A 21,673-nucleotide genomic window follows, 5' to 3' on the forward strand; every position below is an offset into this window, starting at 1 on the left:
CTGGAGTTACACCATGGCTGTTCAACGTACTTTCTCCATCATCAAGCCTGACGCTGTTGCTAAAAACGTCATCGGCGAGATCACCACTCGTTTCGAAAAAGCCGGCCTGAAGGTTGTAGCTTCGAAACTCAAGCAACTGTCCAAAGCTGAAGCTGAAGGCTTCTACGCTGAGCACAGCGCTCGTGGTTTCTTCGGCGACCTGGTTGCCTTCATGATCTCCGGTCCTGTTGTTGTTCAGGTTCTGGAAGGCGAAAACGCTATCGCTCTGAACCGTGAGCTGATGGGCGCTACCAACCCTAAAGAAGCTGCTGCTGGCACCATCCGTGCTGACTTCGCTGAATCCATCGACGCCAACGCTGTACACGGTTCGGACTCCGAAGCCGCTGCTGCTCGCGAAATCTCGTACTTTTTCGCTGCTACTGAAGTAACCGCTCGCTAAGCATTGGCTTAAAGAGTGAGGGTGAATCCATGACTACATCGACTGTTAAAACCAACCTGCTGGGTCTCACCCAGCCGGAAATGGAGAAATTCTTCGACTCAATCGGGGAGAAGCGTTTCCGTGCCGGTCAGGTAATGAAATGGATTCACCACTTTGGCGTCGACGATTTCGATGCCATGACGAACGTCAGCAAGGCCTTGCGCGACAAGCTCAAGGCCATTGCTGAGGTCCGTGGTCCAGAAGTGGTCAGCGAGGACATCTCCAGCGACGGCACCCGTAAGTGGGTGGTGCGCGTGGCGTCCGGCAGCTGCGTCGAGACCGTGTACATTCCCCAGGGCAAACGTGGCACCTTGTGCGTTTCGTCCCAGGCAGGCTGTGCCCTGGATTGCAGTTTCTGCTCCACTGGCAAGCAAGGCTTCAATAGCAACCTCACCGCCGCCGAAGTCATCGGCCAGGTGTGGATTGCCAACAAATCCTTTGGCAGCGTCCCGGCAACCGTCGACCGTGCCATCACCAACGTGGTGATGATGGGCATGGGTGAGCCGCTGCTGAACTTCGACAACGTCATCGCGGCCATGCACCTGATGATGGACGACCTGGGCTACGGCATCTCCAAGCGCCGCGTGACCCTGTCGACCTCCGGCGTGGTGCCGATGATCGATGAGCTGGCCAAGCACATCGACGTATCCCTGGCGTTGTCGCTGCACGCACCCAATGACGCATTGCGTAACCAATTGGTGCCGATCAACAAGAAGTATCCGCTTAAGATGCTGCTCGAATCCTGCCAGCGTTACATGGCGACCTTGGGCGAGAAACGCGTGTTGACCATTGAGTACACAATGCTCAAGGACATCAACGACAAGGTTGAGCACGCTGTCGAGATGATCGAGTTGCTCAAGAACACCCCGTGCAAGATCAACCTGATCCCGTTCAACCCGTTTCCCCATTCTGGCTACGAGCGGCCGAGCAACAACGCCATCCGCCGTTTCCAGGATCAACTGCACCAGGCGGGCTACAACGTCACCGTCCGCACCACTCGTGGTGAAGACATCGACGCCGCCTGTGGCCAATTGGTCGGGCAGGTGATGGACCGCACCCGCCGCAGTGAGCGTTACATCGCCGGGCGCGAAGCGAATGCCGCCGACGATTTGCCGCTGATTGCTGTGAATCGAATCTGAGAGAGGATCTCTATGCCCTTGCGCCTTGCGCTGCTTTTGCTTGTTACCGGTCTCGCGGCCGGTTGTGTTTCATCGGGCCATGACAGCCCTTTGCAAACCGGTAAAGGCCGTGATGAGGCGCGAGTTGCCTATGTGCAACTGGGGTTGGGTTACCTGCAACAAGGCATGGGCGAGCAGGCCAAGGTGCCGCTGAAGAAGGCCCTTGAGCTGGACAGCAACGATGCCGACGCCAATGCCGCGCTGGCCCTGGTGTTCCAGGCCCAGGCCGAGCCTGACCTGGCCGACCACTATTTCCGCAAGGCGCTGGCCTCTCGACCTGCCGACCCTCGGCTGCTGAACAACTACGGCAGCTTCCTGTTCGAGCAGAAACGTTTTGACCAGGCCGCCCTTTATTTCCAGCAAGCCAGTGCCGATACCCTTTATCCTGAGCGTTCCCGTGTCTTCGAGAACCTTGGGGTGACGTCGATGCGCCTTGGCCAGCGCGACAGCGCTCGCCAGCAGTTGGAAAAAGCCCTGCATTTGAATGGCCGTCAGCCGCGGGCACTGCTCGAAATGGCTGAGTTATCCTTTGATGACAGGCATTATGTGCCGGCACGTGACTATTACGAGCGTTTTAGCCTGCTCAGCGGGCAAAATGCACGTAGTCTATTGCTCGGCGTGCGCCTGGCGATGGTTCATGAAGAACACGACACGGCCGCACGTTTTGGCCAGCAACTCGAACGACTCTATCCCGGTACGCCGGAATATCAGCAATACCTGTCGGAGCAATGATGAAAGCGGCGCACCCGGAAGTTGTAGCAGCTAATCGCGTAAACCCAGGCGACACCTTGCGTCAGGCCCGCGAAAGCAATGGTTGGTCGCTGGCAGAAGTGGCCCTCAAGCTCAATTTGACCACCACGTCCCTGGGCAACCTGGAAGCCGGCGCGTTCGACAAGTTGCCTGGGCACACCTTCGCCCGTGGCTACATCCGCGCCTATGCCAAGTTGCTGGGCATTGACCAGGCCGTACTGGTCCAGGAGTTCGACCAGTTCACCGGCACCGACTCCCAGGGCAGCAATGTCCACGGCTTGGGCCGTATTGAAGAGCCTGTACGGGTTTCCCACACGATTTTGCGCATTGTCAGCCTGTTGCTGCTGATCGCCGTGATTGGCGGCGGTTTTGTCTGGTGGCAAGACCAGACTTCCCAGCGCACCAAGGACCTGACCAGCAACGCCATGGAGCACGTCGAAGTCGAAAGTGCCGACGGCACCACGCAGATTCATCCGTTGGACGAGCCGGAAGACCAGGCCGTCGCGCAAGGCCAGGCAGCACCTGAAACGCCGGTCACTGCCGAGCAACCAGCACCGGAAGTGGCGCCTGCCGCAACTGCCGCCGTACCGGCTCCCGTGACACCGGCCGTTCCGGCTCACACCCCGGCTGCCTCCGTTGCCCAGGCCCATACGCCAGCCGCACCGGTACAAGCGCCTGCTCCAGCCGCCCCGGCCGCTCCAGCCATTTCCCCGCCGACCACCCCAGCGTTGATCGCCGGTGATGGCCGCGTGCAAGTTACTTTCATTGCTGACTGCTGGACGCAAGTCACCGATGGCAATGGCAAGGTGCTGTTTAGCGGTCTGAAGCGTAAGGGAGATACGCTCGACCAAGGCGGCAAGCCTCCTTTGACGCTGCGTCTGGGCTTTGCCCGTGGCGCGCAAGTGGCCTACAACGGCCAGCCTGTGGACGTGGCGCCGTTCACCAGTGGCGAGACCGCTCGCCTGAAGTTGGGACAATAGTCATGCACGGCGAATCTCCAATCAAACGTCGCGTATCGCGCAAGATCTGGGTCGGCTCCGTGCCGGTGGGTGGCGATGCCCCCATCGCGGTACAGAGCATGACCAACAGCGACACCAATGACGTAGCCGCCACCGTTGCCCAGATTAACCGTCTGGAGGCGGCCGGCGTCGACATCGTGCGCGTCTCCGTGCCGGACATGGACGCCGCCGAAGCCTTCGGCCGCATCAAGCAGCTGGTCAAGGTGCCGTTGGTTGCCGACATCCACTTCGACTACAAGATCGCGTTGCGTGTAGCCGAGCTGGGCGTGGATTGCCTGCGGATCAACCCGGGCAACATCGGTCGCGAAGACCGTGTGCGCGCCGTGGTCGACGCCGCCCGCGACCGTGGCATTCCAATCCGCATCGGCGTCAACGCCGGTTCCCTGGAAAAAGACCTGCAAAAGAAATACGGCGAGCCCACCCCGGCGGCGCTGGTTGAGTCCGCGCTGCGCCACGTTGAACACCTGGAACGCCTGAATTTCCAGGACTTCAAGGTCAGCGTAAAGGCCTCCGACGTGTTCATGGCGGTAGAAGCCTACCGCCTGCTGGCCAAGGAAATCGTGCAACCGTTGCACCTGGGTATCACCGAAGCCGGCGGTTTACGCTCAGGCACAGTGAAATCTGCGGTGGGTCTCGGTATGCTGCTCGCCGAAGGGATTGGCGATACTATTCGCATCTCGCTGGCAGCTGACCCGGTAGAGGAAGTGAAAGTCGGTTACGACATTCTCAAATCCCTGCGTTTGCGTTCCCGTGGTATCAATTTCATTGCCTGCCCGAGCTGCTCGCGGCAGAACTTCGACGTGGTGAAAACCATGAACGACTTGGAATTGCGCCTCGAAGACCTGCTGGTGCCACTGGATGTCGCGGTGATCGGTTGTGTGGTCAACGGGCCTGGCGAAGCCAAGGAAGCCCATGTGGGCTTGACCGGCGGTACACCGAACCTGATCTACATCGACGGCAAGCCGGCGCAGAAGTTAACGAATGACAATCTGGTGGATGAGCTCGAAAGACTGATCCGCCAGAAAGCGGCCGAAAAGGTCGCGGCTGACGCAGCGCTGATCGCGCGCGGCTGATTGAACGAATTTAAGGATTTGATGTGAGCAAGTCTCTGCAAGCCATTCGCGGCATGAACGACATCCTGCCGGAGCAGACGCCGCTATGGCGCTACTTCGAGAGCACCGTCGCGCGCCTGCTGGATAACTACGGTTACAAGCAGATCCGCATGCCGATCGTCGAGTTCACCGAGCTGTTCAAGCGCTCCATCGGTGAAGTGACCGACATCGTCGAAAAAGAAATGTACACCTTTGAAGACCGCAACGGCGATTCCCTGACCCTGCGTCCGGAAGGCACTGCCGCGTGCGTGCGCGCCGTGCTGGAGCATGGTCTCACCGGTGCTGGCCAGCCGCAGAAGTTGTGGTACATCGGTCCGATGTTCCGCCACGAGCGTCCACAGAAAGGCCGCTATCGCCAGTTCCACCAGATCGGCCTGGAAGTCTTCAATATCGATGGCCCGGACATCGACGCCGAGCTGATCGTGCTGACCTGGCGCCTGTGGGGCCTGCTGGGCATCCGCGACGCCGTCAAGCTTGAACTCAACAGCCTGGGCACCAGCGAATCCCGCGGCCGCTACAAAGTGGCCCTGGTCGAGTACCTGTCGGCCCACCTGGACAAGTTGGACGAAGACAGCCAGCGCCGTCTGAAAACCAACCCGCTGCGCGTCCTCGATACCAAGAACGCCGATACCCAAGCCGTGCTGGTGGACGCGCCAAAAATGGCCGACTACCTGGACGACGAGTCGCGCATTCACTTCGAGGGCCTCAAGGCCCGCCTGGATGCCGCCGGTATCCCGTTCGTGATCAACACCAAGCTGGTGCGTGGCCTCGACTACTACAGCAAGACCGTGTTCGAGTGGGTCACCGACAAACTCGGCGCCCAGGGCACCGTGTGTGCCGGTGGTCGCTACGACGGCCTGGTCGAGCAGATGGGCGGCAAGCCGACTACTGGCGTGGGCTTTGCCATGGGCATCGAGCGACTGATCCTGCTGCTGGAAACCCTGGAAAAAGTCCCGGAAGAAATCTCCCGTCAGGTGGATGTGTACCTCTGCGCCTTTGGCGAGGCCGCCGAACTGGCCGCCCTGGCCTTGAGCGAAAAGGTCCGCGACCAACTGCCGAACCTGCGCCTGCAAGTCAATGCCGGCGCCGGCAGCTTCAAGAGCCAGTTCAAGAAGGCTGACAAGAGCGGTGCGCTGTATGCACTGATCCTCGGCGATGACGAACTGGCCCAGCAAGTGATAGGTTTCAAACCCCTGCGTGGCCAGGGCGAGCAACAGAACATTGCCTTTGATGCGCTCGCTGCGCACTTGGCCACCTGCGTCGTGCAGGGTTGAAGCTGTCGAACAGCCGAATTTAGCGATTAAGGAGTATTGGGGTGTCGAGTTCTGATGATGATCAACTGGCCGAGTTCAAGGACTGGTGGCAGCGTAACGGCAAGCCCCTGGTTACTGGCGGTCTGCTGGCTTTAGTGGTGGTGTTCGGCTGGCAAGCCTGGCACAAGTATCAGGCCAACCAGTCCCAAGGCGCCTCGATCCTCTATCAGCAATTGCTGGAAACCACCCTGACGCCGGACGGCAAGCCCGACCCTGCACAGGTTGCAGACCTGGCCGGCAAGCTGAAAAACGAATTTGGCGGTAGCACCTACGCCCAATATGGCAGCCTGTTCGTCGCGAAAGTCGCGGTCGATACCGGCAAGCTGGATGACGCCGCTTTCGAGCTGAAGGCCATCGCCGACAAGCCGACCAACCCGACCCTGGGTGAAATCGCACGTCAGCGCCTGGCTCAGGTACTGGCGGCACAGAACAAGGCCGACGAAGCACTCAAACTGCTCGAAGGCGATGCTGACAAGGCATTTGTAGCCACTCGCGAAGAGCTCAAGGGCGACCTGTTGGTCCAATTGGGTCGTACCGACGAAGCCAATGCTGCGTACCAAAAAGCCAAGGCGGCGCTGTCTGATGAAGCGGCGGTCGGTGGCTTACAAATCAAGCTGGACGACTTGGCCAAAGGGGATGCGTGACGTGATCCGTTGGAAACATGCAGCATTGCTGGCTCTGGCCGTTCTGGCCGCGGGTTGCAGCAGCAACAGTAAAAAAGAACTGCCGCCTGCGGAGCTGACCAGCTTCAAGGAAGAAGTGGTCCTGCAAAAGCAGTGGAGCCGCTCCATCGGTGACGGCCAGGGTGACACCTACAACATGTTGGTACCGGCAATCGACGGTGACAACATTGTGGCCGCTGACGTGACCGGTGTTGTGATCTCCATGGATCGCATGAACGGCGACGTGAAGTGGAAGAAAGACCTTGAACTGCCTGTATCCGGCGCCGTTGGCGTGGGTTACGGCCTGGTGATGCTCGGCACGCTGAAAGGCGAAGTCGTGGCCCTGGATTCCAGCACCGGTGAAGAGAAATGGCGCGCTCGCGTGACCAGTGAAGTCCTCGCACCGCCTGCCACCAACGGCGATATCGTCGTGGTGCAAACCCAGGATGACCGTGTGATCGGCCTCGACGCCAGCACCGGCCAGCAGCGCTGGTTGTACGACAGTACCCCTGCGGTGCTGACCCTGCGCGGTACCAGTGGTCCGGTTGTGACCAACAATCTGGCCGTTGCAGGCTTGTCCACCGGTAAAGTAGTCGCCCTTGATACCCAGAACGGCGTGCCGGCCTGGGAAACCCGTGTGGCTATCCCGCAAGGTCGTTCCGAACTGGATCGCGTAGTGGACATCGACGGTGGCTTGCTGCTGTCGGGTGAAACCCTCTACGTCGCCACTTACCAGGGCCGCGTTGCGGCGCTGGACCTGCAGAGCGGTCGTGTGAACTGGCAGCGTGATGCTTCCAGCTACGCCGGTGTCGCCCAAGGGTTTGGCAGCGTCTACGTAAGCCTGGCGTCTGGCACCGTTGAAAGTGTCGACGAGCGTTCCACCACTGCACTGTGGAGCAACGACTCGCTGGCCCGCCGTCAACTGTCGGCACCGGAAGTCTTCTCCAGCTACGTCGCGGTTGGCGATTTCGAAGGCTACCTGCACCTGCTGAGCCAGGTGGACGGTCGCTTTGTCGGTCGTGAGCGTATCGACAGCGACGGCCTGCGTGCTCGTCCGCTGGTCGTGGGTAACATGCTTTATGTGTTTGGCAACAGCGGCAAGCTGGAAGCCCTGACCATCAAGTAAGAACTATGCTTGGGGTAACACCCAGGCGGCCCCGCTTCGGCGGGGCATGCGGCATCTGACGATGCTGCCCCGAGCACCAGCCGCTGCCTTGCAGCGGCTTTTGTATTTTCTGAAATAACGAAGTGGAGAGCCGCATGGTTCCCGTAATCGCCCTGGTGGGCCGACCTAACGTCGGCAAGTCCACCTTGTTCAACCGCCTGACCAGGACTCGTGACGCCATCGTCGGCGACTTGTCCGGTCTGACCCGTGATCGCCAATACGGTGAGGCAAAGTGGCAAGGGCGCTCCTACATTATTGTCGACACCGGTGGTATCTCCGGTGACGAACATGGCATGGACGAAAAAATGGCCGAGCAATCACTGCTCGCCATTGAAGAAGCCGATGTCGTGTTGTTCCTGGTGGACGCCCGTGCGGGCTACACCGCTGCTGACCAAATGATTGGCGAGCACCTGCGCAAGCGCAACAAGCGTTCCTATCTGGTCGCGAACAAGATCGACAACATCGATCCTGAAGCAGCCCGTGCCGAATTCAGCCCGATGGGCCTGGGCGATGCGATTCCGGTTGCCGGTGCCCACGGTCGCGGTATCACCCAGATGCTGGAAATCGCCCTGCGCGATTTCCCTAAGGATGATGTCGAGGAAGAAGAGGGTGAAGAAGAGATCGTTGCCGAAGGCGAGGAAGCCAAGCGCATTCCTGGTCCGAGCGAAAAAGACGGTATCAAGATCGCCATCATCGGCCGCCCTAACGTGGGCAAGTCCACGCTGGTCAACCGCATGCTCGGTGAAGACCGAGTCATCGTTTATGACCAACCTGGCACCACCCGCGACAGTATCTACATCCCGTTTGAGCGTAACGACGAGAAGTACACGCTGATCGACACCGCCGGTGTGCGCAAGCGCGGCAAGATCCACGAGGAAGTCGAAAAGTTCTCGGTGGTGAAAACCCTGCAAGCGATCAAAGACGCCAACGTGGTGATCTTTGTGATGGACGCCCGCGAAGGCGTGGTGGACCACGACCTGAACTTGCTGGGCTTTGCCCTTGAGGCCGGTCGGGCTCTGGTGATCGCGATCAACAAGTGGGACGGCATGACGCCAAGCGAGCGCGATTTCGTCAAGATCGAGCTGCAACGTCGCCTGTTCTTCGTCGAGTTCGCCGATATCCACTTTATCTCGGCACTGCACGGTACTGGCGTGGGCAACCTCTACGCATCCGTACAGAACTCGTTCAAGTCTGCGGTCACCCGCTGGCCGACCAACCGTCTCACCCAGATCCTGGAAGACGCGGTAGGCGAGCACGCACCGCCGATGGTCAACAACCGCCGGATCAAACTGCGTTACGCCCACTTGGGTGGTGCCAACCCGCCGATTATCGTGATCCACGGTAACCAGATCGAGAAGGTGCCGAAGTCCTACGTGCGTTACCTGGAAAACACCTACCGTCGTGTCTTGAAGCTGGTCGGTACGCCGATCCGCATCGAGTTCAAGGGTGGTGATAACCCGTACGAAGGCAACAAGAACACCTTGACCGACCGTCAGGTGAACAAGAAGCGTCGTTTGATGACTCACCACAAGAAGGCCGACAAGAAGCGCCGGGATAAGAAGTAACGGCAGCTTCAGGTTGTAAGCTACAAGCTGCAAGAGAGGGCTCCTTCGGAGCCCTTTTTTGTGCCTGATGGTTTGTCGCTTGACCTGCTTGCAGCTTGCAGCTTAAAACTTGCAGCCTCACCCGAAGGGGGGCTCCCATGATCACCAGCAAGCTGCCGAACGTCGGCACGACCATTTTCACCACCATGTCGCAACTGGCTGCCGAGACGGGCGCGCTCAACCTGTCCCAGGGTTTCCCCGACTTCAACGGCCCCCAAGGCTTGCTCGATGCAGTGGGCAAGCACGTTGCCAGCGGGCACAACCAATATTCGCCGATGACCGGCTTGCCGGCCCTGCGCCAGCAAGTGGCGGCCAAGATTGCCCGCAGTTACGGCGCCTCCGTCAATGCCGACAGCGAAGTGACCATCACACCGGGCGCCACCGCCGCGATCTTCTGCGCCATCCAGGCGGTGATCCGCAGCGGCGATGAAGTCATCGTGTTCGACCCTTGCTACGACAGCTATGAACCCTCGGTCGAGCTGGCCGGTGGCCGTTGCGTGCATGTGCAGTTGAGCCTGCAAGGCTTTGCGCTGGATTTTGAGCGGATCAAGGCGGCGCTGTCGCCGCGTACACGCATGATCATCCTCAACACTCCACACAACCCCACAGGCGCCCTGATCAGCCGCGCCGAGCTGGACCAGTTGGCCGAATTGATCCGCGACCGTGATATCTACCTGGTCAGCGATGAGGTCTACGAACACCTGGTGTTCGACGGTGTGTCCCATGTCAGCGTGCTGGCCCACGAGGAGTTGTACGCGCGCGCCTTCGTGGTCAGCTCCTTCGGCAAGACCTATCACGTCACCGGCTGGAAAACCGGCTACGTGGTCGCGCCACCGGCTCTTACGGCCGAACTGCGCAAGGTGCACCAGTACGTCAACTTCTGCGGCGTGACGCCGTTACAGTTCGCCCTGGCTGACTTCATGGCCGAGCACCCGGAACATGTCGAGGAACTGCCGGCGTTCTACCAGGCCAAGCGCGACCTTTTCTGCGACCTGCTGGCGCCGTCGCGTTTCAGCTTTAGCCGAGTGGCCGGCACCTACTTCCAACTGGTGGATTACTCACAGATCCGCCCGGACCTGGATGACGTCGCCATGTCCCTGTGGATGACCCGCGAACACGGCGTGGCGACCATCCCGGTCTCGGTGTTCTACCAGAACCCACCGCAAGGCCAGCGCCTGGTGCGCCTGTGCTTTGCCAAACGCGAGGAGACGCTGCGCCAAGCAGCTGAAAAGCTATGCGTGATCTAAGTGCACTGCCAGACCTGAACATCGCCCTGATCCAGACCACCCTGGCCTGGCATGACCGTCAGGCCAACCTTGAACACTTCGAGCCTTTGCTGGAGCAGGCCAAGGGCGCTGACCTGATCGTCTTGCCGGAGATGTTCACTACCGGCTTCTCCATGGAGTCGGCCACCCTGGCCGAACCGGAACACGGCCCGACCCATCACTGGCTGCAAGCCCAGGCGAAAAAGTACAACGCCGTGATTACCGGCAGCGTGATTATCGAGGCCGCCGATGGCAGTCACCGTAACCGCTTGCTGTGGGCGCGCCCGGACGGGGAGGTGTGGCACTACGACAAGCGCCACCTGTTCCGCATGGCCGGCGAGCACAATCACTACACACCCGGCGAGCGCCAGGTGCAGTTCGAATTGAAGGGCTGGCGCATTCGCCCGCTGATTTGCTACGACCTGCGCTTTCCGGTGTGGAGCCGCGATGCCCAGGACACGGACCTGCTGCTGTACACCGCCAACTGGCCCGGCGCACGGCGTTTGCATTGGAACCGCCTGTTGCCGGCGCGGGCCATCGAGAACCTGTGCTACGTGGCGGCGGTGAATCGGGTGGGCACGGATGGCAAGGGCTTTGCCTACACCGGGGACAGCCAGGTGCTGGATTTCCAGGGTGAGACCCTGCTCAGTGCGGGGGAGGCGGATGGGGTGTTTCAGGTGTGCCTGGAGGCGGCGGAGTTGGCGGCTTACCGTGCGCGATTCCCGGCGAATCTGGATGCCGATACCTTTCAGTTTGTCTGATAGACCGCAATCGCGGGCGAGCCCGCTCCCACATTTTGATTTGTGAACACGTTCAACTGTGGGAGCGGGCTTGCCCGCGATGAGGCCCTCACAGCCAACAAAAAAGGCCCCTGGATTCACACCCAGGGGCCTTTCGCATTCCAGCAGCCAATTACGCCGCTTTCGCTTCCAACTGGCTCAACGACCGGTTCAGCGCACTGAACACCGCCTTGAAGCTCGCCGTGGTGATGTTTTCATCAATACCCACGCCATGCACCGGACGCTCACCATTCACACGCAGCTCAATGTAGGCCGCAGCCTTGGCATTGGTACCTGCGCCGATCGCGTGTTCGTTGTAGTCCATGATCTCCACCTTGATCGGCAGAGCTGCGACCAGCGCTTCCAGGGTGCCGTAGCCCTTGCCCTGCCAGCGCAGGTTGGTTTCGCCCTGGCCCTTGCCCGACACTTCCACTTCCACGCTGCTGTTGCCGTTTTCTTCCTGCAGGCGATGGCTGACCAACGCGTACGGCGTGTTGGCTTGCAGGTATTCACGCTGCAACAAGGCGTAGATCTGCGGTGCGGTCATCTCCAGGCCCACGCGGTCGGTTTCGGCCTGTACCACCTGGCTGAACTCGATCTGCATGCGGCGTGGCAAGCTGATGTCGTATTCCTGCTCCAGCAGGTAGGCGATGCCGCCCTTGCCCGACTGGCTGTTCACGCGGATCACGGCTTCGTAGCTGCGGCCGATGTCGGCCGGGTCGATCGGCAAGTACGGCACTTCCCACAGGGCGTCGTCTTTCTGCTGGGCGAAGCCCTTGCGGATCGCGTCCTGGTGGGAGCCGGAGAAGGCTGTGTGCACCAGGTCGCCCACGTACGGGTGACGTGGGTGCACCTGGATCTGGTTGCACTCTTCGACGACTTTGCGCACGCCGTCGATGTCGGAGAAGTCCAGCTGCGGGTCGAGGCCCTGGGTGTACATGTTCAGTGCCACGGTGACCAGGTCGACGTTACCGGTACGCTCGCCGTTGCCAAACAGGCAGCCTTCGACACGGTCGGCGCCGGCCATCAGGCCCAGCTCGGTGGCGGCGACGCCGGTGCCACGGTCGTTGTGGGTGTGCAGGCTGATGATCACGCTGTCACGACGGTTGATATGGCGACCGAACCACTCGATCTGGTCGGCATAGATGTTCGGCGTGGCGCATTCAACGGTGGCTGGCAGGTTGAGGATCATCTTGTGGGTAGGCGTCGGGTTCCACACCTCGATCACTGCATCACAGACTTCCTTGGCGAACTCCAGCTCAGTGGCGCTGAAGGTCTCCGGGGAGTATTCGAAGGTCCACTGGGTCTCTGGCTGCTGGGCGGCATATTTGACGAACAGCTTGGCCGCGTTGACCGCGATGGCCTTGATGCCGTCCTTGTCCTGGTTGAACACGATGCGGCGGAACGATGGCGAAGTGGCGTTGTACAAGTGCACGATGGCCTTTTTGGCACCGCGCAGGGATTCAAAGGTGCGCGCGATCAAGTCTTCACGGCCCTGGGTCAGCACCTGGATGGTGGTGTCCTCGGGGATGTGGCCGTCTTCGATCAGGGTGCGTACGAAGTCAAAGTCGGTTTGCGACGCGGCCGGGAACGACGCTTCGATTTCCTTCACGCCTACCGACACCAGGGTCTTCCAGAAACGCAGCTTCTTCGCGGCGTCCATCGGCTCGATCAGCGACTGGTTGCCATCACGCAGGTCGGAGCTGCACCAGATCGGCGCGCTGGTGATGGTTTTCGAAGGCCAGGTGCGGTCCGGGATATCGATGGTCGGGAACGCGCGGTACTTCGAAGACGGGTCTTTGAGCATGCTCATCGGGAAATCCTTTGTTTAGGGGCCGAAAAGAGGCGGCCTGCCGTGGAACTGTTATTGGGGATAAAGCGTAGGACGAGGCAGATCGATTCAGCCTGGCAGTCGTGCGCTGACAAGGCACAGGCTGCGGTGCTGGCGGAGCTGAATGAGGGTGTGAGAGGTTTTCATAGGCTCAACCCTAACCGCCGGGGTGAAAGATGGCAAGCAGTCGGGGAAAATTGAGATAAGTTCTGCTCTTTGCGCAGAAAACAGGATTTTATGGTTGGGAATTGTCGCGAGTCTATTTTTAATTGCGCGCCATTTGGCTGGCGCGCAATTGAATCAATCAGGGCTGGAAGGCGCCGATAAAGATCGCCGGGTCGACCCGCGCATCGTTGAGGCTGACGTTCCAGTGCATATGCGGCCCGGTCGCACGGCCGGTCGCGCCGACTTTGCCCACCACGGCGCCACGGGTCAGTTGATCGCCCACTTTCACATCGATCTTCGACATGTGGCAGAACATGCTGATAAAGCCCTGGCCGTGATCGACGAACACGGTGTTGCCGTTGAAGAAGTAGTTGCCGACCAGAATCACCTTGCCATTTGCCGGGGTCTTGATCGGCGTACCCGCCGGCACCGCGAAGTCCAGGCCGGAGTGGGGGTTGCGCTCTTCACCGTTAAAGAACCGGCGCACGCCGAACTTGCTCGACAGTGGCCCATTCACCGGTTTATCCAGCACCAGGTTGCTTGGCAGGTTCGGGCTGAAACTGCGGTAAGCCTTGATCTGCACCGCCAGCTCCGCCTCGATGCGCTTGAGCTGCGCCGGCTCGGGGTTTACCTGGCTTTTGTTTTTCAGGGTGATGCGTTGTTCCGGGTACTTCTTGTAACCCACGATAAACGGCAGGTTGCGCCCGCCACTGCTGATGCGCTCGTTGCCCGGCTTGACCGTCAACGGGATGCCGACAATCGCCAGCCAGTTGTCTTGTTCCTTCACCACCAGCACCGGCTTGCCTTGATAGCTGGCCTTCGGCGCGGCTGCCGTAGGGCCCAGATCGACGACGGCCACGCCACCCGGCACCGGCTTGTTCAAGGTGCGGATGATGTAGCTGTCGGCGTGGGCGTTAACGGCAAGGCACAACAACATCAACAGGCTGAATAAACGTGGCATCAATCAATCCAATAACGAAAGGGTGACGGGGGTGAGGTGGTTGTCTTCCACCCGCACTTGCAGTTGGCCTTCACCGAGGCGTGCGGTCAGGCGCTGGCCGGTGTGGGTTTGCGCGGCATTGCGAATCGCCTGGCCGCGTTCGTCCAGCAGGATGCTGTAGCCACGGCCCAAGGTCGCCAGCGGGCTGACCACGTGCAGCGTCTGCACCTGGCTTTGCAGTTGCAGGCGGCGCGCCTTGAGGCCTTCGCGCATGGCGCGGGGCAAGCGTTCGGCAAGGCTGTCGAGGCGCTGGCGCAGCAGGGCCAGTTGGCGGCCGGGGTGTTGGCCGGCGAGGCGGGTTTCCAGGCGGATCAGACGCTCGCGACGAGTATTGAGGCTGCGCTCGAAGGCGCGGCGCAGGCGCATGTCCAGGTCGTCCAGGCGCTGGGCTTGCTGGCGCAGGCGTTCGCCGGGATGGCGCAGGCGCCGGGACATGCCTTCCAGGCGCAGGCGGTCGTGGCTCAGGCGATTGCGCATCAGCATCACCAGGCGACGGTGCAGGTTTTCAACCTGGCGCACCAGATGGCTGGCGTCTGGCGCAAGTAATTCAGCTGCGGCGGACGGGGTAGGGGCGCGCACGTCGGCGACAAAGTCGCTGATGGACACATCGGTTTCATGGCCGATGGCGCTGACGATGGGTGTAACGCACGCATCCACGGCACGCGCCACGGCCTCTTCGTTGAAGCACCAGAGGTCTTCCAGCGAACCGCCGCCACGGGCCAGGATCAAGGCGTCGAAGCCCCGCGCGTCGGCCAGTTTCAGCGCCCGCACGATCTGCGGGATCGCCTCGCGGCCTTGCACGGCCGTCGGGATCAGGGTCAGTTCAACGTTCGGCGCTCGGCGGCGGAACACGCTGATGATGTCGCGGATTACCGCGCCGGTCGGCGAGCTGATAATACCGATGCGCCGAGGATGGGCCGGCAGCGGCACCTTGCGCTCGGCGCTGAACAGGCCTTCGGCGCTGAGCTTTTCCTTCAGCGCATCGAAGGCCAGGCGCAGCGCGCCGTCACCGGCCGGTTCCACCGTGTCGAGGATCAACTGGTAGTCGCCACGGCCCTCGAACAGCGAGACCTTGCCGCGCACCTTCACCGCCAGGCCGTCTTTCAAGGCTTGGCGCACCCGCGCGGCGTTATTGCGAAACAACGCGCAACGCACTTGGGCGCCACTGTCCTTGAGGGTGAAATACACATGGCCGGAGGCCGGGCGGGCGAGGTTGGAGATCTCGCCTTCGACCCAGATATTGGTGAACACGTCTTCCAGCAACACCCGCGCGCGGCCGTTGAGCTGGCTGACAGTGAGGACTTCGCGGTCGAGGCCCAGGCGGGCAAAGGGATCTTTAATCATGGGCGGCAGTTTATAGGCATTCCTGCAAGGTTTGGCAGAATTGCTCCACCAGCGCGCTGGGTGCTTGCGCGCAGGCCAGGGCCACGGTGCTCAGGCAGTCCGGGTCGGCCAGCGGCAAAAAGCACAGGTTGGCGGGGGCAATGTCCTGCATGGATTTTGGTAACAAGGCAATACCGAAGCCGGCCTGGATCAACTGCAACTGGGTGGTCTTGCGTGACATCACCCGTGCGGCCTTGGGGAAAAATCCCGCACGCATGCACAACTCGGCTGACAGATAACTCAGGCCGCCGCGCTGGGGATGGGGGATCGAGATAAACGCTTCGTCCCTGAGTTGCGCCAACTCCACCGGCATATTGCTGCGCGCCAGCGCATGATCCGGCGGCACGGCCAGCAACACTTGCTCGCTATATAAAGGCGTTACACGCACGCCTTCACGCTGGCGCAATACCGGCAGGCGCAACAATCCTACGTCCAGGCGGCCGTCGGCGATTTCCTCCAGCTGCGCTTCCGAAGAGAGTTTGACGATGTCCATCGACACACCGGGGCAGCGTTCCAGCCAAGTGCTGATCCCTTGCAACAACGCGCCGCTCATCGGCACGGTGCTCGAATGACTCAAGCGCAGTGTGCCGAGTTGGCCGTTGCCTATCTGAGTCGTCATCTCACTGGCTTTGAGCAGCTCGCTCAGCAGGTTGCGCGCCCGCGGGTAGAACGCTTCGCCCGCCGCCGTCAGCCGGGGCTGGCGCGCGGTGCGTTCGAACAGTGGGGTTTGCAGCTGGGTTTCCAGTTCCTTGATCTGCCGGCTCAGCGCCGATTGGGCGACAAACAAACGCTCGGCGGCGGCGCTGAAGCTGCCACTGTCGGCGATTTCGACGAAGTAGCGCAGTTGGCGGGTGGAGATCACGCGTCATGCCTTTTTGAGATAGGTGGATGGCTTTGAAGATATTAGTCGCAACCCTCGCCGATGGCTAAAGTGAAGGTCATCTCTTTCAAGGAATAACCCATGGGCGCGGTTGAGCTGTTAAGCCAGTGGTCGTTTGGTGGTGTGGATTGGCTGGTGATTGCGGTGGGCGTGGTGGTGGCCTACATCGTGTTTGGCATCGCCGGTTTTGGCACGGCGTTGGTGGCGGGGCCGATCCTGATTCTGTTTATGCCGTTGTCGAAGATCATCCCACTGTTGGTGCTGCTGGATTTTGTCGCGGCCTTTGGCAACCTGCTGCAATCGCGGCGCGACGTGAACAAGCCCGAGCTGCTGAGACTGCTGCCGTGCATGGCCATCGGTTGCACCCTTGGCGTGGTGTTTTTGCTTAACCTGCATTCGGATGTGCTGTTGCTGCTGATGGGGCTGTTTATCAGTGCCTACGCGCTCTACAGCCTGCTGGTAAAAGCACGGCCGGCGCAGCTGGCGGCGGGTTGGGCGATTCCCATGGGCACTGTGGGTGGGTTGTTTGGCGCGCTGTTTGGCAGTGGTGGCTTTTTATATGCGATCTACCTGAACAGCCGCTTGCCCAAGGACGCGGCGCACGCCACCCAAAGTGCGTTGATCAGTTGCAGCACGGTGGTGCGCCTGAGCCTGTTCCTGATGGCCGGGGTGTATGCGGATTTGCCGTTGTTGATGTTGGCGCTGTGCCTGTTGCCGGCGATGGCTTTGGGGTTGTGGTTTGGCCGTAGATTGACCCTGCGCATGTCCCGCGAAGCCTTTGTGCGATTGGTGACTTGGCTGGTGCTCGCCAGCGGTGTTGCATTGATTGGGCGGTACTTGAGCGCTTGACCTGATTTCTTCAGGGATTAAGCTGCCAGCCTTTAGGGCCTCTTCGCGAGCAAGCCCGCTCCCACATTCGACCGCATTTCTTCTGTTGGAATGCGGCCACCTGTGGGAGCGGGCTTGCCCGCGAAGGCGTCAGACGGCACACCGCAGGACTATCAGGCCCCATGAATTCCCAAAGCATCCTTGTCCCGAAAATCTCCACCTTGCCCGTCCACGAACCCCGCGCCCGGGCGATCGTGCGTTGGCTGGTGCGCAAGAACATCATCAAGGAAGAACTCACCACGTGCGGCCGCACCGGCAACCGCATGGGCTATGCCCTGGCCGACGGCGCCCGCGCCGTGGTGTTGTACCCGGACGCGCTGCCGTTCAACGAGCCGATCAACGGCCTGGAGATCATCTACAAGCGCTGCATCTATACGCCGGCCAAGGGTTTTCTCGAAGAAGCCGGTTGCCCGGAGTGCCGCAAGGAAGTCGGCGAGGCGCTGTTCGAAAGCCTGGAAGACTGGATGCCCGGCCACACCGACAATTTCACCTGCCCGCTGTGTGGGCATGAAGACGACATCAACGGTTTCCTGTTCCTACAGGAATGCGGGTTTTCCAACCTGGGCTTCATCTTCAACAACTGGGCGGAGGCGGGGTTCAAGCAGAGCTTTATCGACGAATTCGCCGATTGGCTGGACCAGAAGATGAGTTGGGTCAAAGTCGAGTTGTAACCCTGATCGCTCCCACGCTCCGCGTGGGAGCGCAGCTCCGGACGCTCCGCGTCCTGCTGTTAAACGTCGTGACGCGGAGCGTCACAAGATGCGTTCCCACGCAGAGCGCGGGAACGATCACAGGGCGAACTTTAATCCATCTATCAGTATTACCAAGTTTGTCAGAGTTTTACATTGAGCCCGGCAGGGCGCATGTATATAATGGCGCGCTTCCATTTTCCCGCTCGGGAGCCCCCGCGATGCTGCGTATCAGCCAAGAAGCTCTGACATTCGACGACATTCTCCTAGTGCCCGGTTATTCCGAGGTGCTTCCTAACGAAGTCAGTCTCAAGACCCGCCTAACCCGTGGCATCGAGCTGAATATTCCTCTGGTTTCCGCTGCCATGGACACCGTCACCGAAGCCCGTTTGGCAATCGCCATGGCTCAGGAAGGCGGCATTGGCATCATCCACAAGAACATGACCATCGAGCAGCAAGCTGCCGAAGTGCGCAAGGTCAAGCGTTACGAAGCCGGTGTGGTCAAAGACCCCATCACTATCGAAGCCGACGCCACCGTGCGTGACCTGTTCGACCTGACCCGCCTGCACAACATCTCCGGTGTTCCGGTGCTGCATGATGGCGACCTGGTCGGCATCGTCACTTCCCGTGATGTGCGTTTCGAAAACCGTCTTGAAGTCACCGTCCGTGAAGTGATGACGCCGAAAGAGCGTCTGGTCACTGTCAAGGAAGGCGCCGACAAGAACGACGTGCGCGAACTGCTGCACAAGCACCGCATCGAGCGCGTGCTGATCGTCGACGACAAATTCGCCCTCAAAGGCATGATGACCGTCAACGACATCGAAAAAGCCAAGGCTTACCCACTGGCCAGCAAGGACGACCAAGGTCGTCTGCGCGTTGGCGCTGCGGTCGGCACCGGTAAAGACACCGGCGACCGCGTTGCCGCGCTGGTCGCTGCCGGCGTTGACGTGGTGGTGGTCGACACCGCCCACGGTCACTCCAAAGGCGTGATCGACCGCGTGCGTTGGGTCAAGCAGAACTTCCCTGAAGTACAAGTGATCGGCGGCAACATTGCCACCGGCGCTGCCGCCAAGGCCCTGGCCGAAGCGGGCGCGGATGCGGTCAAGGTCGGTATCGGCCCTGGCTCGATCTGCACCACCCGTATCGTTGCCGGCGTGGGCGTGCCGCAAATCAGCGCCATCGCCAACGTGGCTGCTGCCCTTGAAGGCACCGGCGTACCGTTGATTGCCGACGGCGGCATCCGTTTCTCCGGTGACCTGTCCAAGGCCATCGTTGCCGGTGCTTCCTGCGTGATGATGGGCTCGATGTTTGCCGGTACTGAAGAAGCGCCAGGCGAGATCGAACTGTTCCAGGGCCGTTCGTACAAGGCTTACCGTGGCATGGGTTCGCTGGGCGCCATGTCCCAGGCGCAAGGCTCTTCCGACCGTTACTTCCAGGACTCCTCGGCAGGCGCCGAGAAACTCGTCCCGGAAGGCATCGAAGGCCGCGTACCGTACAAAGGCACCCTGAGCGCGATCATCCACCAACTGATGGGCGGCCTGCGTTCCTCGATGGGTTACACCGGCAGCGCCGACATCGAAGAAATGCGCACCAAGCCAGAGTTCGTGCGGATCACCGGCGCCGGCATGGCTGAATCCCATGTCCACGACGTGCAGATCACCAAGGAAGCGCCAAACTACCGCGTAGGTTGATGCTTCCAGCAAAATGTTAAGTAACCGGGGCTGTTCTTCAGCCCCGAGTTGTTTCTGATTCATTAGACGAGACTGACTTCATGGCCCTCGACATTCACGCCCACCGCATCCTGATCCTCGACTTCGGTTCCCAGTACACCCAGCTGATCGCCCGCCGCGTGCGTGAAATCGGCGTGTACTGCGAACTGCATCCGTTCGACATGGACGACGAAGCGATCCGCGAATTCGCACCCAAAGGCGTCATCCTCGCCGGTGGCCCCGAGTCCGTGCACGAAGCCAACAGCCCGCGTTGCCCACAAGCCGTGTTCGACCTGGGCGTGCCCGTCTTCGGTATCTGCTACGGCATGCAGACCATGGCCGAGCAACTGGGCGGCAAGGTTGAAGGTTCCGAGCTGCGTGAATTCGGTTATGCCCGTGTAGACGTGGTCGGCAAGAGCCGCCTGCTGGACGGCATCGAAGACCACGTTGACGCCGACGGCCTGTTCGGCCTCGACGTGTGGATGAGCCACGGTGACAAGGTCACCAAGATGCCAGAAGATTTCCACATCCTGGCCAGCACCCCGAGCTGCCCGATCGCCGGCATGTTCAGCGACGAGCGTCGTTACTACGGCGTGCAGTTCCACCCGGAAGTGACCCACACCAAGCAAGGCGGCCGCATCCTGTCGCGCTTCATCCTCGACATCTGCGAGTGTGAAGCCCTGTGGACTCCGTCGAAAATCGCTGAAGACGCCATCGCCCAGGTTCGCGCCCAGGTCGGCACCGATAACGTGTTGCTGGGCCTGTCCGGCGGCGTTGACTCCTCGGTAGTGGCTGCCCTGCTGCACAAAGCCATCGGCGACCAACTGACCTGCGTCTTCGTCGACAACGGCCTGCTGCGCCTGCACGAAGGCGAGCAAGTGATGGCCATGTTCGCCGAGAACATGGGCGTCAAGGTGATCCGCGCCAACGCCGAGGACCAGTTCCTCAACAACCTGGCCGGCGAGTCCGATCCAGAGAAGAAGCGCAAGATCATCGGTCGCACCTTCATCGACGTATTCGATGCCCAGTCCAACAACCTGGACAACATCAAGTACCTCGCCCAGGGCACCATCTACCCTGACGTGATCGAGTCGGCTGGCGCCAAGAGCGGCAAAGCCCACGTGATCAAGTCCCACCACAACGTGGGTGGTCTGCCTGAGGAAATGAACCTCAAGCTGGTAGAACCGCTGCGCGAACTGTTCAAGGACGAAGTCCGCCGTCTGGGCCTGGAACTGGGCCTGCCGTACGACATGGTCTACCGCCACCCATTCCCGGGCCCGGGCCTGGGCGTGCGCATCCTGGGTGAAGTGAAGAAGGAATACGCCGACCTGCTGCGTCGTGCCGACCACATCTTCATCGAAGAACTGCGCAAGGCCGACTGGTACCACAAGGTCAGCCAGGCATTCGTGGTGTTCCAGCCAGTGAAATCCGTTGGCGTTGTAGGCGATGGCCGTCGTTACGCGTGGGTCGTGGCCCTGCGTGCCGTAGAAACCATCGACTTCATGACCGCTCGTTGGGCACACCTGCCGTACGAACTGCTGGAAACTGTCAGCGGCCGTATCATCAATGAGATCGAAGGCATTTCGCGCGTTACTTATGACGTGTCCAGCAAGCCGCCGGCGACGATTGAGTGGGAATGATTGGACGTCCGGCATTGTCCGGCACGATCTAGCAAGAAATGCCCTGGAGCCCGCGTAATTGCGGGCTTTTGGCTTTTTGGGTCTGGCAAATTCTGGCAGCTTTGTGCATCGCCAAGCACCGTGCTTATGTGGCATGGTACGGGGCATTGACTGAGCCAAATGC

19 protein-coding genes are annotated in these 21,673 nt (G+C 60.6%); 15 read left to right on the top strand and 4 right to left on the bottom strand.

Going from position 1 to position 21,673, the window contains the following annotated elements; all coding sequences use genetic code 11:
- The first annotated feature begins 13 nt into the window (after window positions 1-13).
- The 11 genes from ndk to ACU688_RS00210 all read left to right on the top strand — a co-directional run bounded on the left by ndk (window position 14) and on the right by ACU688_RS00210 (window position 11,307).
- Window positions 14-439: a nucleoside-diphosphate kinase gene (gene ndk, locus ACU688_RS00160; protein ID WP_003175956.1), complete on the top strand. Its 426-nt coding sequence runs from the start codon at window positions 14-16 to the stop codon at window positions 437-439.
- Between the two features lie 29 nt (window positions 440-468).
- Window positions 469-1,617 (top strand): dual-specificity RNA methyltransferase RlmN, encoded by a 1,149-nt coding sequence (gene rlmN / locus ACU688_RS00165; protein ID WP_017736821.1) that lies wholly within the window; start codon window positions 469-471, stop codon window positions 1,615-1,617.
- Between the two features lie 12 nt (window positions 1,618-1,629).
- The gene (pilW, locus tag ACU688_RS00170) at window positions 1,630-2,388 is read left to right on the top strand and encodes a type IV pilus biogenesis/stability protein PilW (protein ID WP_448183241.1); all 759 of its coding nucleotides are present in this window, start codon (window positions 1,630-1,632) and stop codon (window positions 2,386-2,388) included.
- A complete protein-coding gene (locus ACU688_RS00175; protein WP_448183242.1) occupies window positions 2,388-3,386 on the top strand; it encodes a RodZ domain-containing protein in 999 nt (332 codons plus the stop codon). Before pilW ends, ACU688_RS00175 begins: the two co-directional genes overlap by 1 nt.
- Before the next feature lie 2 nt (window positions 3,387-3,388).
- A complete protein-coding gene (gene ispG / locus ACU688_RS00180; protein WP_017736818.1) occupies window positions 3,389-4,498 on the top strand; it encodes a flavodoxin-dependent (E)-4-hydroxy-3-methylbut-2-enyl-diphosphate synthase in 1,110 nt (369 codons plus the stop codon).
- Between the two features lie 23 nt (window positions 4,499-4,521).
- The gene (gene hisS, locus ACU688_RS00185) at window positions 4,522-5,811 is read left to right on the top strand and encodes a histidine--tRNA ligase (RefSeq protein ID WP_017736817.1); all 1,290 of its coding nucleotides are present in this window, start codon (window positions 4,522-4,524) and stop codon (window positions 5,809-5,811) included.
- Window positions 5,812-5,852: 41 nt separating this feature from the next.
- Window positions 5,853-6,494, top strand: coding sequence for a YfgM family protein (locus tag ACU688_RS00190; protein ID WP_257780304.1), 642 nt, complete (start codon window positions 5,853-5,855; stop codon window positions 6,492-6,494).
- A complete protein-coding gene (gene bamB, locus ACU688_RS00195) occupies window positions 6,487-7,638 on the top strand; it encodes an outer membrane protein assembly factor BamB (protein ID WP_257780305.1) in 1,152 nt (383 codons plus the stop codon). The genes ACU688_RS00190 and bamB overlap by 8 nt, the downstream gene beginning before the upstream one ends.
- A gap of 134 nt (window positions 7,639-7,772) precedes the next feature.
- Window positions 7,773-9,242 (top strand): ribosome biogenesis GTPase Der, encoded by a 1,470-nt coding sequence (gene der, locus ACU688_RS00200; RefSeq protein WP_448183243.1) that lies wholly within the window; start codon window positions 7,773-7,775, stop codon window positions 9,240-9,242.
- 137 nt (window positions 9,243-9,379) lie between these two features.
- Window positions 9,380-10,528, top strand: coding sequence for a pyridoxal phosphate-dependent aminotransferase (locus ACU688_RS00205; RefSeq protein ID WP_448183244.1), 1,149 nt, complete (start codon window positions 9,380-9,382; stop codon window positions 10,526-10,528).
- The gene (locus tag ACU688_RS00210) at window positions 10,516-11,307 is read left to right on the top strand and encodes an amidohydrolase (protein ID WP_448183245.1); all 792 of its coding nucleotides are present in this window, start codon (window positions 10,516-10,518) and stop codon (window positions 11,305-11,307) included. Before ACU688_RS00205 ends, ACU688_RS00210 begins: the two co-directional genes overlap by 13 nt.
- A 151-nt stretch (window positions 11,308-11,458) precedes the next feature.
- Here the strand turns inward: ACU688_RS00210 and leuA are convergent, their stop codons facing one another.
- From leuA to ACU688_RS00230, 4 genes are all read right to left on the bottom strand, one after another.
- A complete protein-coding gene (gene leuA / locus ACU688_RS00215) occupies window positions 11,459-13,138 on the bottom strand; it encodes a 2-isopropylmalate synthase (RefSeq protein WP_448183246.1) in 1,680 nt (559 codons plus the stop codon).
- Window positions 13,139-13,460: 322 nt separating this feature from the next.
- Window positions 13,461-14,282, bottom strand: a complete 822-nt coding sequence (locus tag ACU688_RS00220; RefSeq protein WP_448183247.1) for a peptidoglycan DD-metalloendopeptidase family protein — start codon at window positions 14,280-14,282, stop codon at window positions 13,461-13,463.
- Window positions 14,283-14,285: 3 nt separating this feature from the next.
- Window positions 14,286-15,665: an exodeoxyribonuclease VII large subunit gene (gene xseA, locus ACU688_RS00225; RefSeq protein ID WP_448183248.1), complete on the bottom strand. Its 1,380-nt coding sequence runs from the start codon at window positions 15,663-15,665 to the stop codon at window positions 14,286-14,288.
- Between the two features lie 10 nt (window positions 15,666-15,675).
- Window positions 15,676-16,566 carry a LysR family transcriptional regulator gene (locus ACU688_RS00230; protein WP_448183249.1) on the bottom strand — a complete coding sequence of 297 codons (891 nt, stop codon included), beginning with the start codon at window positions 16,564-16,566 and terminating at the stop codon, window positions 15,676-15,678.
- Window positions 16,567-16,665: 99 nt separating this feature from the next.
- Here ACU688_RS00230 and ACU688_RS00235 point away from each other — a divergent pair, with 99 nt between their 5' ends.
- From ACU688_RS00235 to guaA, 4 genes are all read left to right on the top strand, one after another.
- On the top strand, window positions 16,666-17,433 hold the full coding sequence (locus tag ACU688_RS00235) for a sulfite exporter TauE/SafE family protein (protein WP_448183250.1): 768 nt from the start codon (window positions 16,666-16,668) through the stop codon (window positions 17,431-17,433).
- A 161-nt stretch (window positions 17,434-17,594) separates the two neighbouring features.
- The gene (locus tag ACU688_RS00240; protein ID WP_448183251.1) at window positions 17,595-18,143 is read left to right on the top strand and encodes a sugar ABC transporter ATPase; all 549 of its coding nucleotides are present in this window, start codon (window positions 17,595-17,597) and stop codon (window positions 18,141-18,143) included.
- Window positions 18,144-18,382: 239 nt separating this feature from the next.
- Window positions 18,383-19,852, top strand: coding sequence for an IMP dehydrogenase (gene guaB, locus ACU688_RS00245; protein WP_017478674.1), 1,470 nt, complete (start codon window positions 18,383-18,385; stop codon window positions 19,850-19,852).
- Window positions 19,853-19,932: 80 nt separating this feature from the next.
- Window positions 19,933-21,510, top strand: coding sequence for a glutamine-hydrolyzing GMP synthase (gene guaA, locus ACU688_RS00250; protein WP_124525050.1), 1,578 nt, complete (start codon window positions 19,933-19,935; stop codon window positions 21,508-21,510).
- The last annotated feature ends 163 nt before the right edge of the window (window positions 21,511-21,673 follow it).

It is taken from the genome of Pseudomonas acericola (SeqCode) (assembly GCF_053456465.1).

Excerpts from the sequence above, each read along its gene's own strand:
- ndk (WP_003175956.1), top strand. The coding sequence starts at position 14 with ATGGCTGTTCAACGTACTTTCTCCATCATCAAGCCTGACGCTGTTGCT.
- rlmN (WP_017736821.1), top strand. The coding sequence starts at position 469 with ATGACTACATCGACTGTTAAAACCAACCTGCTGGGTCTCACCCAGCCG.
- pilW (WP_448183241.1), top strand. The coding sequence starts at position 1,630 with ATGCCCTTGCGCCTTGCGCTGCTTTTGCTTGTTACCGGTCTCGCGGCC.
- ACU688_RS00175 (WP_448183242.1), top strand. The coding sequence starts at position 2,388 with ATGAAAGCGGCGCACCCGGAAGTTGTAGCAGCTAATCGCGTAAACCCA.
- ispG (WP_017736818.1), top strand. The coding sequence starts at position 3,389 with ATGCACGGCGAATCTCCAATCAAACGTCGCGTATCGCGCAAGATCTGG.
- bamB (WP_257780305.1), top strand. The coding sequence starts at position 6,487 with ATGCGTGACGTGATCCGTTGGAAACATGCAGCATTGCTGGCTCTGGCC.
- der (WP_448183243.1), top strand. The coding sequence starts at position 7,773 with ATGGTTCCCGTAATCGCCCTGGTGGGCCGACCTAACGTCGGCAAGTCC.
- ACU688_RS00205 (WP_448183244.1), top strand. The coding sequence starts at position 9,380 with ATGATCACCAGCAAGCTGCCGAACGTCGGCACGACCATTTTCACCACC.
- ACU688_RS00210 (WP_448183245.1), top strand. The coding sequence starts at position 10,516 with ATGCGTGATCTAAGTGCACTGCCAGACCTGAACATCGCCCTGATCCAG.
- leuA (WP_448183246.1), bottom strand. The coding sequence starts at position 13,138 with ATGAGCATGCTCAAAGACCCGTCTTCGAAGTACCGCGCGTTCCCGACC.
- ACU688_RS00220 (WP_448183247.1), bottom strand. The coding sequence starts at position 14,282 with ATGCCACGTTTATTCAGCCTGTTGATGTTGTTGTGCCTTGCCGTTAAC.
- xseA (WP_448183248.1), bottom strand. The coding sequence starts at position 15,665 with ATGATTAAAGATCCCTTTGCCCGCCTGGGCCTCGACCGCGAAGTCCTC.
- ACU688_RS00235 (WP_448183250.1), top strand. The coding sequence starts at position 16,666 with ATGGGCGCGGTTGAGCTGTTAAGCCAGTGGTCGTTTGGTGGTGTGGAT.
- ACU688_RS00240 (WP_448183251.1), top strand. The coding sequence starts at position 17,595 with ATGAATTCCCAAAGCATCCTTGTCCCGAAAATCTCCACCTTGCCCGTC.
- guaB (WP_017478674.1), top strand. The coding sequence starts at position 18,383 with ATGCTGCGTATCAGCCAAGAAGCTCTGACATTCGACGACATTCTCCTA.
- guaA (WP_124525050.1), top strand. The coding sequence starts at position 19,933 with ATGGCCCTCGACATTCACGCCCACCGCATCCTGATCCTCGACTTCGGT.